Source organism: Yersinia alsatica (genome assembly GCF_902170305.1).
Classification (GTDB): domain Bacteria; phylum Pseudomonadota; class Gammaproteobacteria; order Enterobacterales; family Enterobacteriaceae; genus Yersinia; species Yersinia alsatica.
In genome coordinates, this window is sequence record NZ_CABHWW010000009.1 from 1 (window position 1) to 16,304 (window position 16,304).

The window sequence follows — 16,304 nt, forward strand, 5'->3', positions numbered from 1 at the left end:
TCAGAAGTGAAACGCCGTAGCGCCGATGGTAGTGTGGGGTCTCCCCATGCGAGAGTAGGACACTGCCAGGCATCAAACACGCATCATCAGAGTGACATCTGGTGATGGACAAAATCGCCAAGCGCGGTTTTGCACAGCGAGAAGCGCTGGCCCTGAAAAGGGTAAGTATCAGGAAGATACACGTAAAAGAATCGGTGGAGCGGTAGTTCAGTTGGTTAGAATACCTGCCTGTCACGCAGGGGGTCGCGGGTTCGAGCCCCGTCCGTTCCGCCACTTATTGCAGAACCCCTGAATCATAGATTCAGGGGTTTTTTGCATTATAGAATCCTAATCTGCTAGATATATTCGTCAATAAAGGCTCATCATTATCCTTCTTTGACGCTATTTCCCCCTAACGCATCTATATTACTCTACATGAAACTTACTGTTAAAATTCAGCTAATTAATTGCCGTATACATATATAAATAGAGCTGTTTGGCTAAGTATAAAATCTCAATCTGCTAGTTATGTTCCTCTAGAAAGCTCATCAATAACCTTTTACGGCAGCATTTACCCCTATAATGTCTATATTACTCTACATACAACTTACTGTTTGAATACAGCAGTTCAGTTACTACATGTTTATATGAGGCTAATGGGGAAGGGAAAACGCAGAGTATCAAAGTTGGGACAGCGATATTAAGCCCTCGGATTGAGGGCTTAATGGTTAAGCGGGTTCTTTACGGCAGATTAATAATGTATGCCCAATGCCAAGACCATCAATATCTTTCTCAATATAGAATCCGGCAGCAGTTAAGCATTGGTAAAAAGTATCTGAATGATAAAAACGGCTATTACCATTAGCCATACATGTAAAATATAGGGAGGAAGCGTTTAAGCTAAATGCGCCTGCTTCGAATTGTTGTCTATCCCAAAATATCTCCATGATACATACGTAGCTGTCGGGCTTCATCGCACGATGGATAAGCTTGAGAATATGTACAATTCTTTCTTCACTAAAACAGTCTAGAAATTGGCTCATCCACCAAACATCAGCATCATTTGGTAGCTTATCAGCTAATAATAGATCCACTGGGTAGGTACTAATACGATTACTGAGACCTTTGCTTTTGACATTTTCGTTAGCTAATACCAGCTGCTGCGGTAAATCTAATAGTGTTATCTTCACGTCAGGGTTATAAGCTGCGCATTGCAGAGCCCATTTACCGGTATTAGCACCAATGTCATATATATGCTTTGGTTCAAGATCAAAAATGGTTTTTAGTGCAAGTTGAAAGGCATTATCGGAGTAAAAGTGATCAAAGGCGAACCAACTTTCGCGGGCTGCAGTCGGTAACTCACTCAGTGCTGGGTAAATAGTGGGCCATTCACCAAATACTGATAGTCCTGCAGGTTTTCCCGTCTCTAGTGCTTCTTTTAAATTGAATAAACCTTGATAACAAACATCTTGAGTAAAGTCCATATTTACGCGGGTCATTTGGTCATGTAATAAGTAGTGACCAACCTTTCCAAGATAAAATTGTTTTTCCCGCTGATAGAGAATATTGCCACTAAGCCCCATATCGAGCAGGATGCTGATTGCATATCGACTAAGTGAACAACGGGTATCAAGCTCATCCAGTGTGATACCGTTTTTACCTGATTCATCTAATGCGGCTAGGATCCCTGATTCTCTCAGGTTAAGTGCGGCTTGAAATAGCATAGGGGCAAAAGCTATTTTCTGGGCTTCAGTGATTGCTGCTAAAGCACTAATTTGGTCTCTATCATATCCGTAGCGCAAGCTTACGTCCTCGTAATCCAGGTAATCGCTCACCATTCGACATGGTTGAATTAGAATGGCGAACGAGATTTTATTTTAATACAATCCTTTGTTATAAAAGGATTTTATACTGATGGTTGAACAAGTTTGGTCTGAATGTCTTTGTTTAAGTTAGCGATCCAGCGATTATACTTTGAATGTATTTTCCCATTCTTTGCGTCCATGTTAGTGCTGCCAACGTATTTTATTTGGTAATTATTAGCACTGTAATTGATTCTTATTTCAACGATATGATCACGATTGATTAATTTGCCATTAATCACACCTTCAGAAGCAGGTACCATTATCCAGCCGCGGCTTATACCGCCAGCTAAAATGGCTCTTTGTACTTCTGAAGCGGTGTGACTTCCCATCACTGTTTGATTAACATCTTGGATAGGTGTTGTACCTGCACAACCAGTAATAAATGCAATAGATACCAACCCGACTAGAAGGATTTTTAATATTTTCATGATGATCCAATTTACTAATAATTTTCATGTTATTCATGGGAGGAATAACGCAGATATGCTATACAGCAAACATAAAATACTCTGACTTATTCGAATACACAAATATTATTATGTTTTATTTATTTTAAATAAATGTAAAATTTATATTATAAATTTATTCTAGTTTTCATTTTTATATTTATTGTGAATTTATTTCAAATTTTTCTAAAGAATATTATATTAGTGCCGATAAATAATGTATTTTTTTAATTTTAATTATAGATTTATTTAGGTTTGATGATTTTTTAATTAAACAAAGTCATAACTAAGACAGTTTTTAAATGCTTTTTATCTAAAAATAGAATAAATTATCTCGCTTTACTGCTTGCTACTTGGGAAGTTTCGATATCGTGGTTCATTCGTTGAATGTATTGAACTGGTGTGCTTTAGCTCCTGGTATGGGGTCGCATGAGCAGTGGATTGCTTGGGCGCAAGATCCTGAGCTCCGTGCGACATGGCAGGGAGATTTACCCAAGTCATCACATATACCTATGATGTCCGCGAGAAGAATGAGTACAGCTAGCCGGCTCGCCGTTGAAGCCGGCCTTTCATTACTCGAAGGGGCCACTACTGATATGGCGATTTTTACTAGCCGCCATGGAGAACTAGAGCGTACTTATAAAATATTACAATGCCTCAATTCTCAGCAGAATATCTCGCCGACCGATTTTGCCATGTCAGTGCATAATACGGCCTCTGGATGGCTGACTATCACAGCAAATGAGACAATGCCTGTGGCCTCTCTTGCCGCAGGAATCGATAGCTTTCAGCAAGGCATTATTGAGGCGATGGGCATGCTCGCCAGTGGCGCTAAACGTGTATTATTGGTCGATTTCGATGGAATTATGCCTAATTTTTATCATTCTCAGACTTCTCCAATAGGGTTGCCCTATGCTTTGGCATTACTGTTAGCCATCGGTGATGATTTACAGTGTGAATGTATCTCTTCGATTGATTCTAATGAATCTGAATTACCCCAGGGGCTTAGCTTCTTACGTCATTGGTTGAATAAAAAACCTTCTTTTGTGGTACGCGGTCAGCATAATAATTGGCAATGGAGTCAGTGATGGACAGCTCTCTCGCAGTACAAACTGCCTCCCAGCATTCTTCTTTACTTAATCGTTTATGGCGAGTAGTGGCGACCGGCTTTTGTTTTGCACTGTTTGGTCTTGGGGGGCTGATATTATCCATTGTATGGTTCTCCTCGCTCCGTCTCATTATTCGCTCTGCGGCGGTGCGTAGTCGAGTCACTCAATTGAGTATTCGTTATAGTTTTCAACTGTTTCTACGAATCGCTAGATTTCTTGGTGTCTTTGATTACCAGATAAAAAATAGCGAACTGTTCTCTGAAGATGCAGGATGCTTGATTGTTGCTAACCATCCCAGTCTATTGGACTATGTGTTACTGGCTGCACATATGCCAAGGTGTGATTGCATTGTCAAAGAAGCACTACTGAATAATATATTTGTTTCCGGTGTCATTAAGTCTGCCGGTTATTTGGTTAATACTGAATCAGATAAATTATTGGTGCATTGCAAATCTCGTTTAGGTCTTGGGGGAAGTATCCTTATATTTCCAGAAGGAACGAGAACAACTGCAGGTGGTATGCTGAGTTTGCAGCGGGGAGCGGCTAATATTGCATTACATAGTGGATGTAATATTCGAGTGGTGTTTATTGACTGTAACCCGCCAATGCTGACGAAAGAGCTTAAATGGTATAATATCCCGCCAGTAAAACCCCAGTTTAATATTACTGTTCAAAATAAAATCAATAGTAAGGATTTTATTCAAGATAGTGATTTATCGCTAGCGCTTGCCGCGAGACGGCTGACTAAGCATTTAACCTGTGCATTAATGCCCGAATCTAAGAGAAAGAATTAATGGAATTACTCAGTAGTGAGATTAAACAGCTAATTATTGATGCCTTGAACCTGGAAGGAATGTCAGTGGATGATATTGATTCGCAGGCTGCATTATTTGGTGATGGTTTAGGTTTGGACTCAATCGATGCGCTAGAACTTGGATTAGCATTAAAAAACCGATATAGCGTTGTGCTCTCGGCAGAGAGTGAAGATATGCGTCAACACTTTTATTCGGTAGAAACGCTCGCGAAATTTATTTCTGAACAGCGTAACTAACAGGATATTGCACTAATGGACAAACAGGAAATATATCAGCAGATTACAACTCTTCTGGTTAAGCTTTTTGAAATTGATGAGGCTGACATTAAGCCAGAATCGCGACTGTATGAAGAATTAGAGTTGGACAGTATTGATGCTGTCGATTTGGTGGTGCATTTGCAGAAAGTGACCGGCAAAAAAATAATGCCAGAAATGTTCAAATCGGTTCGAACTGTGCAAGATGTTGTCGATGCTGTCGATAATTTATTAAACACCCAATCGTAAGTGGTGAAATCAGGTGACAGCTAATCAAAGTAATTTATTCATTGGTCGCCTGGCTATTTTGCTCAAAGTTTTCACGGTTATTGCACTTACTGCCTATCCTCTGGCGGTGTGGTTTGGTTTGACGCGCTGGGGAATGCAGGTATTAGCGCCAATACTGTTATTAATGTTTACACTGCGGTTGTTTGTCGTACGTAATCAAATTAAACAACAACTTTGGTTAGGTAAAGCGCTGGCACTTACTGGCATTATTCTGTCTTTGGCAAGTTGGGGATTAGGGCAGGCGCAATGGTTGTTGTTTTATCCTGTTGTGGTAAACATCCTATTACTGTCACTGTTTACCTATTCTCTGTTTTATCCCCCACCCATCATTGAACGATTGGCAAGACTGGCCGAGCCTGAATTGCCTCCTCAAGCCGTGGTTTATACCCGCAAGGTAACGCAGGTATGGTGCGCTTTTTTTGCAGTAAACGGTGCTATTTCTCTGGCAACCTGTCTGTACGGTAATATGCATCTATGGGTTTTGTATAACGGTGGCCTGAGTTATTTACTTATTGGTTCTTTGATGGGTCTGGAATGGATAATCAGAAAAAGAGTTCAACAGCAATGAATCTACCCATGGCTAATTGGTTAGATCATTCTCGTGGTGATGCCTTGGTTATTGCTAGGTGCGGTTCAACAGCGATAACTTTACATCAATTCAGGTGCGACGTTAGCTCTCTATTTAATAAAATCACGCTATTGCCCAATCAACGCTGGGCATTATGTTTTGAAAATAGCTATTGGTTTAGTGTCGCATTGCTGGCCACTCTGTATTGTCAAAAAACACCGGTTATTTTCGGCCATACACGTGAAGCTGTTCTCAAAGAACAGCGGCATGAATTTGATGGCATGTTAACTGATCAATCACTGAATCTTGATTGCCAGAATATTACCGTAGCTAATCACGCATCTGTTGAGGCTATCTATCACCCACTACCTGATTGGTTTTCTCATGCTTCATTAATCCTCTTTACCTCTGGCTCGACTGGTGCGCCTAAAGCCGTAGTCAAATCTGTTGAGAGTTTAGATATTGAAAGCCGTTGGTTGGCTGAGCAATGGCAGTCTTGCTTCGATAAAAAGCATAATCCACTAATCGTTGCCTCGGTTTCTCATCAACATTTATATGGGCTCACTTTTCGTATCTTTTTACCCCTTTCGCTGGGAATCCCCTTCCAGGCCGAGTTGATAACTTACCATGAGCAACTGCACTCATTACCTGAATCTTGCTCAGCTATATTTATTAGCAGCCCGGCGTTTTTAAAACGTATAGACACGAAGCTAGCGCCGATTCTATGTCGGCAGATCTTTTCTGCAGGCGGCCCACTCAGTTTTCATGATGCACAATCTAGTCGGGATGCTCTAGGTATCCTGCCAATAGAGATCTATGGTGCTACCGAAACCGGTCTTATTGCTTATCGTCAGCAGTCAGAACAACAGCAAGCTTGGCAGTTTTTTTCAGGGGTAACTCTGGCTATCAATAACGACAATACTTTCACTGTTTATTCGGACCTTATATCTGAATCAGAGGGGGTGCCGATGAGCGATGTTATTGAGTTATTCGATAACAGGCGAAATTTCTATTTGGTGGGGCGTAAAGATCGGATAGTTAAAATAGAAGAAAAGCGTGTTTCGTTAACAGAAATAGAGCAGCGCCTAATATCACTGCCCGATATTGCCGACGCCACAGTATTGGTCTTAACCCAAAATGAGCGCGTGAATATTGCCGCAGTGGTAGTGTTGACTGATGGTGGGAAAGAAAAGCTTTCCTCGGCAACCATGGCTTCTTTCAATCAAAAATTACGCAGTGAATTACGTCATTGGCTTGAACCTGCCTCTCTTCCCCGGCGCCTACGTGTAATCGATGTTATTCCCGTTAACCCACAAGGGAAGCGAGATTATGCGCGGTTACAGGAGTTATTTTTATGATGTTGCCTACGGTTATCAGTCAGCAAATAACAGGTGATCACCTCGCGAATATCGATCTCTTATTACCTGCTGATTTATTGTGGTTCAGTGGACATTTTCCTACTTGCCCGATATTACCGGGTGTTGCACAAATCAATTGGGTGATGCACTACGCCAATCAGCTATTTGGCCCAATGCCAGTGGTGAAAAGCATTGATGTCGTAAAATTTCAGCGGCCCCTGATGCCCGATGACAAAGTGACACTTGTACTGAATTGGGATCGCACCAACCACAAACTGATTTTTAAGTACCTTGCTCACGGCGAGATAACGGCCAGCAGTGGAAAGATTGCCCTATGTCAGTAACCTCTTTTATGCCGTGTGTCGTTATCCCCTGTTTCAATCATGGCCGCACCATGGCTGGCGTTTTATCTCAATTGGCGGTTTATCAACTCCCTTGTCTGATTATTGACGATGGTAGTGATATTGATACCGCAAATGAGTTGGCGCGCTTAGCAGAGAAATACCCTTGGGTGGTGTTAGTTACACAACCTGAAAATCGCGGGAAGGGGCATGCGGTACTGAATGGATTGGCTGTCGCGCAAAAATACGGTTATAGCCATGGTCTGCAAGTTGATGCTGATGGCCAGCATCAGTTATCCGATCTGCCGATCATGTTGGCAGAGGCTGAAAAACATCCTCATTGTCTGATTTCAGGGCGGCCGATTTACGACAAGTCAGTGCCGAAGGCGAGGCTTTATGGCCGCTATATCACGCATTTCTGGGTATGGGTCGAAACCTTATCTTTATCGCTGAAAGACAGTATGTGCGGCTTTCGGGTTTATCCGATTACTGCGACGCTGGCTTTAGCGGCGCGCCACCCATTGGGTGTACGGATGGATTTTGATACCGAGGTGATGGTGAGATTATATTGGCAAGGGACAGAAAGCCGCTTCCTGCCAACCCGTGTCACTTATCCTGACGATGGTATTTCGCATTTTGATACTTTGCGCGACAATCTGCGCATCTCCTGGATGCACACCCGTTTATTTTTCGGCATGTTGCCGCGCATTCCTGCGCTACTCAAACGTAATCTGCAAAAGTCCGAGCACCATTGGTCCCAGACTCAAGAGCGCAAAGGTTTATGGGGCATGCGTTTGATGTTGCGCAGTTACAAAGCGTTGGGGCGCACCACTTTCAATCTGATGTTATACCCGGTAATTGGCTATTTTTGGCTTACTGGTCATCGTCAGCGGCAGGCATCAAGCCGCTATTTACAGCGCCTCACTGCTTTCGCCGAACAGCGAAATCACCCATTACCCACCTCCCTAAACAGTTTCCGTCATTTCATGCGTTTTGGTGAATCGATGCTCGATAAGCTGGCCAGTTGGCAAGGGGATTTAGTGGTGGGCAGAGATGTGGTTTTGGTGGGGCGTGAGCGCTGTGAAACACAAATTGCCAGCCGCCAAGGGTCACTTATTCTGGCATCGCATTTAGGGGATATTGAATCTTGCCGGGCTTTGGCCGAGCTATCTATTGGCGTGAAAGTTAATGCATTAGTCTTCACGCATCATGCCGCTCGCTTTAATCAGGTAATGAAGGAGATTAATCCGCATGCGCTTATTAACCTGATTCAAGTGACATCCATAGGGCCTGATACCGCCATTTTATTGCGCCAGAAGCTGGACGCAGGTGAGTGGGTTGCAATTGTTGGTGACCGAACCTCAGTCAGCCCTTATCAACGAGATAACCAACCAAGGGTTATCTGGAGCTCATTTTTAGGTCATCCGGCACCGTTCCCTGTTGGGCCATTCGCATTGGCTGCGGCATTGCGTTGCCCTGTGTTCTTGATGTTTGGTCTAAAACTCGCCGGGCAAGAGAAGCAACCAGCCCCCGCGGCACCTTCCGCTCGGCTGCATGTTTACTTTGAGCCTTTCGCCGATCCACTGATGTTACCGCGAGCAAATCGCCAGCCCGCTTTGCAACAAGCTGTGGATCGCTATGCTGCGCGTCTGGAACATTACAGTTTATTAGCGCCGCTTGATTGGTTTAATTTTTATGATTTTTGGCATTTAAACGATGAAAAGCCAAACCAAGGAAATCCGTGAAATGAATTTACCCGATGACCCGCGTTTTACTACCCGGATAGTCCACAGTATCCCTTTCCATGATATCGACCCTATGGGGGTTGTGTGGCACGGCAATTATTTCCGTTACTTTGAAATTGCCCGTGAGGCATTGTTAAACCAAATTGATTATGGCTACCGTGCCATGCAAGCTTCAGGCTATGTTTGGCCAATCGTTGATACAAGAGTGAAATATATTGCACCGCTCGAATTCGAGCAGCGTATTCATATTTGCGCTTCTATTGAAGAGTATGAGAACCGCCTGCGCATCGGTTATCAGATTTATGATGCCAATAGCGGCAAGCGTATGACGACGGGATATACCATTCAGGTCGCTGTTAAGGCATCAACAAAAGAGATGAGTTTTGTGTCACCGCCAGTACTGCTGGAAAAAATGGGTATCACCTTATGAAACCTATTTTGACCGCCATATTATTCTGCCTGTGTATCAGTGCTCACGCGGTGACATTGTCATCATTACAGCAACGATTCAGTGAACAACCGGTATTACGAGCTGAGTTTGAACAGCAGCGCAGTATCAGTGGCATGGACAAGCCCTTGAAATCAAGTGGTAATTTACTGATTTCACGAGAGAAAGGCCTATGGTGGTCACAACAGAAACCTTTTGCTTTGACACTATTGTTAGATGACAAACGTATGGTGCAAACCATGGCGGGCCAACCTTCGCAGGTTATTACGGCCGACAGCAACCCGCAAATGTTCCAGTTTAATCATTTATTAACGGCACTCTTTCATGCTGACACAGCAGTTCTGGAGCAGAATTTCACCTTAACATTTACCGACAGTGGTCAGGAACGCTGGGTATTAATGTTAACGCCGAAAACAACGCCACTCGATAAATTGTTTAAAACCATCACCTTGCATGGGCAATATTTCCTGGAAACAATAGATATCGAAGACATGCAGGGAGATGGAACACACATCCGTTTTTTCAATCAACTAACCGAACCTAAGACACTGAGCCATGCCGAACAGCAGCTTTTTGCGCACTGATTGCCATAGAAAACTGGCTATCGGTTGGTTACTTATCTGTTTGCTCTTGCTGGCGACATTGCTCTGGCTGATTCCCCGTAGCCAGATTAATAGCAGTGTCTTGGCGCTACTGCCCAAACAGGAGTTGGCTGGCGTTCCTGCCGAATTGACCGACGGGTTTAGCCAACGTCTTGATCGCCAGTTAGTGTGGCTGGTTAGCCCAGAGAAAGAGACATTGGCTCCAGTAAACTGGTGGCTACAACAGTTGCAGAACATGCCAGCGCTGCATCAAGTCAGTGGTGAAATGACTGCGCAACGCCAACAAGAGTGGGGGACTTTTTTCTTTCAGCACCGCAATGTGCTGCTTGATGATGCTACTCGTCAGCGATTAAGCCAGGGTGGCGATGCTCAAGCGCAGTGGATACTCGGGCAAGCATACTCAGCATTTGCCGGGGTCAGTGGTAAAGAGTTGCAGTATGACCCACTGTTACTGGTGCGTGGCTCACAGCTGGCACAACAACAAAATAGTGGAACACTCAGTCTCAATAAAGGGTGGCTGGTGGCGAAAGATAGCCACGGGCGGCAATGGTATTTGATTCACGGGGAGTTGCGGGCTTCATCTTATGACATGGCCAGTGCGCGTAGCACCGTCGAGTCATTAGCGCTATTAAAACAGCAACTTCAGCAGCGCTGGCCCGGTACTGAAGTGTTGGAGCGCGGTACCATTTTTTACAGTAATTACGCCAGTCAGCAGGCGGAAAGTGATATTTCGACCATTGGTTTGATCTCGATCGCCGGTGTCTTCCTGCTGGTGTTGATTATGTTTAAATCACTATTACCCCTGGGCTTATGTCTTCTATCGATAACTATCGGAGCATTAGCCGGGGCGGTCGCGACATTACTTGTCTTTGGTGAGGTTCACGTGATGACGCTGGTGTTAAGCGCCAGCATCATCGGGATTTCAGCCGATTACACCCTTTATTATCTGACCGACCGCATGGCGCATGGCCGTCAGATAACCCCATTAGAAAGCTTAGCGAAACTCTTTCCCGCGCTCTCTATGGCACTGCTGACCACCGTCATTGCTTACTTAATTTTACTTATTGCCCCTTTCCCCGGTTTACAGCAATTGGCTGTTTTTGCGGCCGCAGGTTTAACCGCAGCTTGCATCACCGTGATGTGCTGGTACCCCATACTGGCTAAAGGATTACCGGTTCGTCCGATCCCCCGTTTAACACTGATTCACTTATGGCTAACGCATTGGCAAAACAACCGCCTGCTGCGATTAGGCCTCCCTACGTTGATTGTTGTTTTGATTATTAGTGGGGTCGCCACCTTACAGGTTAATGATGATATTAGTGAGCTGCAGGCGATGCCGCGTGAATTCCAGCAGCAGGAGCAGCGCATTGCGGCGCTGACCGGGCAGCACAGTGACCAAAAATGGTTCGTGGTTTATGGTGATAATGCCGAGCAGGCATTGCAGCGCCTAGAGCAATTTTCTCCACATCTGTTGCAGGCTAAAAAGTCAGGATGGATTGAGAGCTATCGTGCGTTGCCATTGCCGTCACTATTACGGCAACAGCAAAATCTGGTGTTACTTGAGCAAACTGCGCCGGCTATTATTCAAAAATTACAGCAGGCGGGTATCAGTGTTTCTATGCCAGATATACCTGCAAAGGGGGACGCCAAGATATGGGTGACTCCGTCACTGTGGCTTGATTCTGTGGTGAGTGAGGGTTGGCGACTGCTCTGGCTGACATTACCTGATGGGCGGACCGCTATGTTGGTGCCTGTCAGTGGTGTTAGTAATCCAGGCGCTTTACAGCAGTTGGCCGCGTCGACACCCGGAGTGACTTGGGTTGACAGGAAAACAGAATTCAATGAGCTATTTTCCCTTTACCGCATTTACTTATCATGGCTGCTACTCATTTCTGTTCTTGCTATAGCGGTAGTTTATTGTTGGCGCTTGGGTGTTCGTCGCGGTTTATATTGTGTAACTCCCACATTCCTTTCATTGGGAATGGGGCTGGCGGTGCTTTCCCTTACCGGCCATTCATTGAATCTCTTTTCATTACTGGCATTGATATTGGTGCTGGGTATTGGCATCAATTATACCTTGTTCTTTACCAATCCCCGCGGGACACCAAGCACCTCCATGTTTGCCATTTTTATGGCGGTGTTCACCACGCAACTGACTTTCGGCATGTTGGTATTTAGCCACACTCAAGCTATCAGTAGTTTTGGCATTGTGCTGAGCAGTGGCGTATTTACTGCCTTTCTATTAGCGCCCCTCGCGCTGCCCAAACCCAAAGGAGAGCGTACGTGAGTTATAAACGCAGTGGGGTGTTGTTGATTTTCATCTTATTGATGATGGGATGTGCCAGTTCGCCGGATCAAACCCAACCTAAAGCTTGGCTTAAACCCGGGGTGAGGGTGGGTTTACCGCTACCGCTGCTTGCTGAACCTATCAATCAACAGCAGCTATTGACCGCGACCGCACAGGGCAAGCAGCAATCATTATTAGTGTTACTCAATGCCGATGGGCAGCATTTGACCTTGGTTGGATTATCCCCGCTGGGGATCCGCTTGTTTAAAGTTTCCTATGACTCACAAGGCATTCACTTAGAACAGAGCATGAAAATTGTTGGTTTACCTCCAGCAAATCAAGTTCTTGCCGATATTATGCTGAGCTATTGGCCCATTGCGTCATGGCAACCACTATTACCTGCCAATTGGCGGCTGGTGGATGAGGGAGATAAGCGCCGGCTCTATGATGATAAAGGCCAAATAGTGACCGAGATTAGCTACCAAATCTCGGGTAGCAGCCGCAAGCCGATAGCCATTGAGCAATTTATATTTCACTACCGCATTACTATCCAGAACGTCGAGGGCTAAAAACTATGGTCTATTTCTCGGCGGTTGGGATGGTTAATGCACTCGGTAATTCAGTGTCTGAGGTGAGTCAGAATCTCAGGGCTGGACAATCCGTGGGAATGGCTCCACAGCAAGGTTGGCTACTGGGCGATTCGCCTGTTTGGCTGGGCGCTGTTAATGCTGAGTTACCGCCAGTGCCTGAAGCGCTTTCACAGCATAATAGCCGCAATAACCGCCTGTTGCTGGCAGCATTGCAACAGATTCAGTCTGAGGTCTCCGCCTGCATCATTCGCTATGGCGCAGCAAGGGTGGCGGTAATTATGGGGACCAGCACCTCGGGTATTTTTGAAGGTGAGCGGGCGGTTAGAGAGTATCAGCCCGCGACCGGTGAGAACGCCGGGCGTTTTCCGGCTGGCTATGATTATCAACAGCAGGAGTTAGGTGACCCCAGCATCTTCCTTGCTCGTCATTTAGGGTTGATCGGGCCGAGCTATACCCTGTCAACCGCGTGCTCTTCCAGTGTGCGGGCGATTATCAGCGGTAAGCGGCTAATAGAAGCAGGAATGGTCGATGCAGCCATCGTCGGTGGCGCAGACAGCCTGTGCCAGATGCCAATCAATGGTTTTCACAGCCTTGAGTCATTGTCAGCTGAGCGCTGCACACCTTTTGCTACAGAGCGCAAAGGAATCAATGTTGGTGAGGCGGCGGCGTTAATCCTATTGTCGCGTGAGCCCGCACCGGTGGCACTGCTCGGCGTAGGTGAGTCTTCCGATGCCTGGCATATGTCGGCCCCCCATCCCGAAGGGCGTGGGGCGGAGCATGCCATCAGAATGGCGTTAAGCCAGGCTAAGTTGCAGCCTGACGACGTGGGCTACATTAATCTGCACGGTACGGCGACACGTTTAAATGATCAGATAGAAGCTCAGGTCGTGAATCGGGTTTTTGGTCATCAGACTCCTTGCAGTTCAACTAAACATCTTACCGGACACACTCTGGGGGCGGCCGGAGCCACAGAGGCGGCATTAAGCTGGCTGATGTTGCGCCATGACTTACCTTTGCCGATGCAAGATTTCACTCAAAGTACTCAGGACCAGACATTGGCCGAGATTAATTTGGTCACGGGTCCGGCAAAACTCAAGAAGCCGGTTATTTTGTCTAACTCATTTGCTTTTGGTGGCAATAACGCTTGCTTGATTCTGGGAGCTCACTGATGGCGTATTTAGCTAAAAATTATCTTCCTCATCAATCACCTATGGTGATGTTGGATGAACTTCATTCAGTCGGGGAAGAGGATGCCGAATGCCGCGTGACCTTGAGCAAAGAGGGCGTTCTCGCGCCTTTTCTTGATGCAGATGGCGGCCTGCCAAACTGGTTTGCTATCGAATTAATGGCGCAAACTATTGGAGTATGGCGGGGTTGGCATGGTTTGGAACAGGCAGTGCCACCCTCGATTGGCATGTTGCTTGGTGGACGGGCTATTAGCTGTGAATTACCCGTATTCCCGGCGGGTAGCGAGCTTCAAATCTGCGTTCATTTAATCTTACAAGATGAAAAAATTGGCAGTTTTGAGTGCAGTATTAGCATTGCCGGGAAGCCAGTTGCGCGTGGCAGATTAAATACATATCAACCAGATAGCGAAGAAATAAAAAAACTTACATTGGGGAAGGGTGCATGAAGCGTTCTATTTTAGTCACTGGGGCCAGCAAAGGAATAGGGCGGGCCATTGCACTCCGTCTGGCTGCGGATGGTTTTTTGGTGGTGGTGCATTATCACCGTGATGCTGTCGGTGCTGAGGCGACTCTGGCTCAACTCACTGACGCGGGTGGCGAAGGGCGTCTAATCAGCTTTGATATCAGTGCAAGACAGCAGTGTAAAGAGGTGCTGGAGCACGATATTGCTACTTATGGTGGCTACTATGGCGTGGTAAACAATGCCGGTATTACTCGCGATGGCGCGTTTCCGGCGCTGACAGATGCCGATTGGGACGGCGTGATTCATACCAATCTGGATAGCTTCTATAACGTATTGCACCCTTGCGTAATGCCGATGATCGGCCTGCGTAGCGGAGGGCGTATTATTGCACTGTCCTCGGTCTCCGGTGTGGTCGGAAATCGCGGCCAAGTCAACTACAGCGCGGCTAAGGCCGGGGTGATTGGTGCATGCAAAGCACTGGCTCTTGAGCTGGCAAAACGAAAAATTACTGTGAACTGTATTGCGCCAGGATTGATTGATACCGGCATGATTAATATGGAACCTATAGCGCTGGAAGAAGCGATGCGGATGATCCCACTGAAACGAATGGGGCAAGCCGAGGAGGTGGCTGGATTAGCCAGTTATCTGATGTCAGATATTGCCGGTTATGTGACTCGCCAGGTGATTTCAATCAATGGAGGAATGATATGAGCAGCAGGATGGTTGCCACCAATAGAGTTGTGATTACCGGGATGAGTGGCGTCACCGCCTTTGGCAATAGCTGGGCTGATATTTCGGCGCGTATCTATGCCGGCCAGAACGCGGTGCAATATATGCCGCAGTGGGAAGAATACCAAGGGCTGAATACACACTTAGGCGCGCCGATTAACGATTTTGTGGTACCGGCCCATTACACCCGTAAACGCATTCGTTCGATGGGACGAGTTTCATTGCTGGCTACCCGAGCAACTGAGCTGGCGCTTGAGCAAGCTGGGTTGATTGGTGAGGAAGTGCTAACTAACGGTGATACTGGCATTGCCTATGGTTCTTCTACTGGCAGCACCAAACCGGTGAGTGAATTTGCCACCATGTTGACCGAAAAGCACACCAACAATATTACCGGCACCACCTATGTACAAATGATGCCCCATACTGCGGCAGTCAATACCGGGCTATTTTTTGGTTTGCGCGGGCGAGTTATCCCGACCTCAAGTGCCTGTACTTCGGGTAGTCAGGCAATTGGTTATGCCTATGAAGCTATTCGTCATGGTTACCAAACCGTGATGGTCGCTGGTGGTGCGGAAGAGTTGTGCCCTTCAGAGGCGGCGGTGTTTGATACATTGTTTGCGACCAGCCAACTGAATGATTCACCCAAATTATCCCCAAGGCCCTTTGATCGTCAGCGTGACGGTTTAGTTATTGGTGAAGGAGCCGGGACGCTGATTCTGGAAGAGTTGGAACATGCCAAAGCGCGTGGAGCCACTATTTATGGTGAAATCATCGGTTTTTACACTAATTGCGATGCCAGCCATATTACTCAGCCACAAAAAGAAACCATGCAAATCTGTATTGAAAGGGCGCTATTGAGCTCTGGCCTGAGTGCGGCTGACATCGGCTATATCAGTGCGCATGGCACGGCGACTGAACGGGGCGATATTGCAGAAAGTCAGGCAACGGCGGCTGTTTTTGGTCATCGGACACCCATTTCCTCTCTGAAAAGTTATTTTGGCCATACACTAGGGGCCTGCGGTGCGCTTGAGGCCTGGATGAGTTTGGAGATGATGAGAGCTGGGCGCTTTGCCCCGACCATCAACCTGACAGAACCGGATCCCGCCTGTGGCGACTTGGATTATCTGATGGGCGAAGGGCGCTATATTGATACTGAGTTCTTCCAGACAAATAATTTCGCCTTTGGCGGCATTAATACTTCATTGGTGATCCGTCGCTGGCCGTGATCGT

18 protein-coding genes and 1 tRNA gene are annotated in these 16,304 nt (G+C 46.2%); 17 read left to right on the top strand and 2 right to left on the bottom strand.

Features of this window, described 5'->3' with window-relative positions; genetic code table 11:
• Positions 1-196 precede the first annotated feature (196 nt).
• Positions 197-273, top strand: a tRNA-Asp gene (locus FTA96_RS04690).
• Positions 274-707: 434 nt separating this feature from the next.
• Here FTA96_RS04690 and FTA96_RS04695 read toward each other — a convergent pair.
• Entirely contained in the window at positions 708-1,817 is a 1,110-nt protein-coding gene (locus tag FTA96_RS04695; RefSeq protein ID WP_145573280.1) for a methyltransferase, read from the bottom strand.
• Positions 1,818-1,885: 68 nt separating this feature from the next.
• Entirely contained in the window at positions 1,886-2,272 is a 387-nt protein-coding gene (locus FTA96_RS04700; protein WP_050123110.1) for a hypothetical protein, read from the bottom strand.
• 389 nt (positions 2,273-2,661) lie between these two features.
• On the opposite strand from FTA96_RS04700, the gene FTA96_RS04705 reads away from it, so the two are divergent.
• Genes FTA96_RS04705 through FTA96_RS04780 form a run of 16 tightly spaced genes read left to right on the top strand, consistent with a single transcriptional unit; the run spans position 2,662 to position 16,300 of the window.
• Complete coding sequence (locus tag FTA96_RS04705; protein ID WP_145573281.1) at positions 2,662-3,378, top strand: beta-ketoacyl synthase chain length factor; 717 nt, start codon at positions 2,662-2,664, stop codon at positions 3,376-3,378.
• On the top strand, positions 3,378-4,193 hold the full coding sequence (locus tag FTA96_RS04710) for a lysophospholipid acyltransferase family protein (RefSeq protein ID WP_050319582.1): 816 nt from the start codon (positions 3,378-3,380) through the stop codon (positions 4,191-4,193). The genes FTA96_RS04705 and FTA96_RS04710 overlap by 1 nt, the downstream gene beginning before the upstream one ends.
• On the top strand, positions 4,193-4,450 hold the full coding sequence (locus tag FTA96_RS04715; RefSeq protein ID WP_032911715.1) for a phosphopantetheine-binding protein: 258 nt from the start codon (positions 4,193-4,195) through the stop codon (positions 4,448-4,450). Before FTA96_RS04710 ends, FTA96_RS04715 begins: the two co-directional genes overlap by 1 nt.
• Before the next feature lie 15 nt (positions 4,451-4,465).
• Complete coding sequence (locus FTA96_RS04720; protein ID WP_050108343.1) at positions 4,466-4,717, top strand: acyl carrier protein; 252 nt, start codon at positions 4,466-4,468, stop codon at positions 4,715-4,717.
• Positions 4,718-4,730: 13 nt separating this feature from the next.
• Complete coding sequence (locus FTA96_RS04725; protein ID WP_050146064.1) at positions 4,731-5,324, top strand: COG4648 family protein; 594 nt, start codon at positions 4,731-4,733, stop codon at positions 5,322-5,324.
• 8 nt (positions 5,325-5,332) lie between these two features.
• Positions 5,333-6,682, top strand: a complete 1,350-nt coding sequence (locus FTA96_RS04730) for an AMP-binding protein (protein WP_186372850.1) — start codon at positions 5,333-5,335, stop codon at positions 6,680-6,682.
• A complete protein-coding gene (locus FTA96_RS04735; protein ID WP_050123095.1) occupies positions 6,679-7,026 on the top strand; it encodes an ApeI family dehydratase in 348 nt (115 codons plus the stop codon). Before FTA96_RS04730 ends, FTA96_RS04735 begins: the two co-directional genes overlap by 4 nt.
• On the top strand, positions 7,017-8,768 hold the full coding sequence (locus FTA96_RS04740) for a glycosyltransferase family 2 protein (RefSeq protein WP_145573283.1): 1,752 nt from the start codon (positions 7,017-7,019) through the stop codon (positions 8,766-8,768). Before FTA96_RS04735 ends, FTA96_RS04740 begins: the two co-directional genes overlap by 10 nt.
• Position 8,769: 1 nt before the next feature.
• On the top strand, positions 8,770-9,198 hold the full coding sequence (locus FTA96_RS04745; protein WP_050108333.1) for an acyl-CoA thioesterase: 429 nt from the start codon (positions 8,770-8,772) through the stop codon (positions 9,196-9,198).
• The gene (locus tag FTA96_RS04750; protein ID WP_050123091.1) at positions 9,195-9,800 is read left to right on the top strand and encodes a LolA family protein; all 606 of its coding nucleotides are present in this window, start codon (positions 9,195-9,197) and stop codon (positions 9,798-9,800) included. The genes FTA96_RS04745 and FTA96_RS04750 overlap by 4 nt, the downstream gene beginning before the upstream one ends.
• Positions 9,772-12,105: an MMPL family transporter gene (locus FTA96_RS04755; protein ID WP_186372851.1), complete on the top strand. Its 2,334-nt coding sequence runs from the start codon at positions 9,772-9,774 to the stop codon at positions 12,103-12,105. The genes FTA96_RS04750 and FTA96_RS04755 overlap by 29 nt, the downstream gene beginning before the upstream one ends.
• A gap of 41 nt (positions 12,106-12,146) precedes the next feature.
• The gene (locus tag FTA96_RS04760; protein WP_050123137.1) at positions 12,147-12,674 is read left to right on the top strand and encodes a DUF3261 domain-containing protein; all 528 of its coding nucleotides are present in this window, start codon (positions 12,147-12,149) and stop codon (positions 12,672-12,674) included.
• 5 nt (positions 12,675-12,679) lie between these two features.
• Positions 12,680-13,864 (top strand): beta-ketoacyl-[acyl-carrier-protein] synthase family protein, encoded by a 1,185-nt coding sequence (locus FTA96_RS04765; RefSeq protein WP_145573284.1) that lies wholly within the window; start codon positions 12,680-12,682, stop codon positions 13,862-13,864.
• Entirely contained in the window at positions 13,864-14,328 is a 465-nt protein-coding gene (locus FTA96_RS04770; RefSeq protein ID WP_050134837.1) for an ApeP family dehydratase, read from the top strand. Before FTA96_RS04765 ends, FTA96_RS04770 begins: the two co-directional genes overlap by 1 nt.
• On the top strand, positions 14,325-15,056 hold the full coding sequence (locus FTA96_RS04775) for a 3-ketoacyl-ACP reductase FabG2 (protein ID WP_050108324.1): 732 nt from the start codon (positions 14,325-14,327) through the stop codon (positions 15,054-15,056). Before FTA96_RS04770 ends, FTA96_RS04775 begins: the two co-directional genes overlap by 4 nt.
• Positions 15,057-15,064: 8 nt before the next feature.
• Positions 15,065-16,300 carry a beta-ketoacyl-ACP synthase gene (locus tag FTA96_RS04780; protein ID WP_172665455.1) on the top strand — a complete coding sequence of 412 codons (1,236 nt, stop codon included), beginning with the start codon at positions 15,065-15,067 and terminating at the stop codon, positions 16,298-16,300.
• Positions 16,301-16,304: the final 4 nt, after the last annotated feature.

Excerpts from the sequence above, each read along its gene's own strand:
- FTA96_RS04750 (WP_050123091.1), top strand. The coding sequence starts at position 9,195 with ATGAAACCTATTTTGACCGCCATATTATTCTGCCTGTGTATCAGTGCT.
- FTA96_RS04740 (WP_145573283.1), top strand. The coding sequence starts at position 7,017 with ATGTCAGTAACCTCTTTTATGCCGTGTGTCGTTATCCCCTGTTTCAAT.
- FTA96_RS04710 (WP_050319582.1), top strand. The coding sequence starts at position 3,378 with ATGGACAGCTCTCTCGCAGTACAAACTGCCTCCCAGCATTCTTCTTTA.
- FTA96_RS04765 (WP_145573284.1), top strand. The coding sequence starts at position 12,680 with ATGGTCTATTTCTCGGCGGTTGGGATGGTTAATGCACTCGGTAATTCA.
- FTA96_RS04730 (WP_186372850.1), top strand. The coding sequence starts at position 5,333 with ATGGCTAATTGGTTAGATCATTCTCGTGGTGATGCCTTGGTTATTGCT.
- FTA96_RS04695 (WP_145573280.1), bottom strand. The coding sequence starts at position 1,817 with ATGGTGAGCGATTACCTGGATTACGAGGACGTAAGCTTGCGCTACGGA.
- FTA96_RS04700 (WP_050123110.1), bottom strand. The coding sequence starts at position 2,272 with ATGAAAATATTAAAAATCCTTCTAGTCGGGTTGGTATCTATTGCATTT.
- FTA96_RS04780 (WP_172665455.1), top strand. The coding sequence starts at position 15,065 with ATGGTTGCCACCAATAGAGTTGTGATTACCGGGATGAGTGGCGTCACC.
- FTA96_RS04770 (WP_050134837.1), top strand. The coding sequence starts at position 13,864 with ATGGCGTATTTAGCTAAAAATTATCTTCCTCATCAATCACCTATGGTG.
- FTA96_RS04745 (WP_050108333.1), top strand. The coding sequence starts at position 8,770 with ATGAATTTACCCGATGACCCGCGTTTTACTACCCGGATAGTCCACAGT.
- FTA96_RS04720 (WP_050108343.1), top strand. The coding sequence starts at position 4,466 with ATGGACAAACAGGAAATATATCAGCAGATTACAACTCTTCTGGTTAAG.
- FTA96_RS04755 (WP_186372851.1), top strand. The coding sequence starts at position 9,772 with ATGCCGAACAGCAGCTTTTTGCGCACTGATTGCCATAGAAAACTGGCT.
- FTA96_RS04775 (WP_050108324.1), top strand. The coding sequence starts at position 14,325 with ATGAAGCGTTCTATTTTAGTCACTGGGGCCAGCAAAGGAATAGGGCGG.
- FTA96_RS04735 (WP_050123095.1), top strand. The coding sequence starts at position 6,679 with ATGATGTTGCCTACGGTTATCAGTCAGCAAATAACAGGTGATCACCTC.
- FTA96_RS04760 (WP_050123137.1), top strand. The coding sequence starts at position 12,147 with ATGATGGGATGTGCCAGTTCGCCGGATCAAACCCAACCTAAAGCTTGG.
- FTA96_RS04715 (WP_032911715.1), top strand. The coding sequence starts at position 4,193 with ATGGAATTACTCAGTAGTGAGATTAAACAGCTAATTATTGATGCCTTG.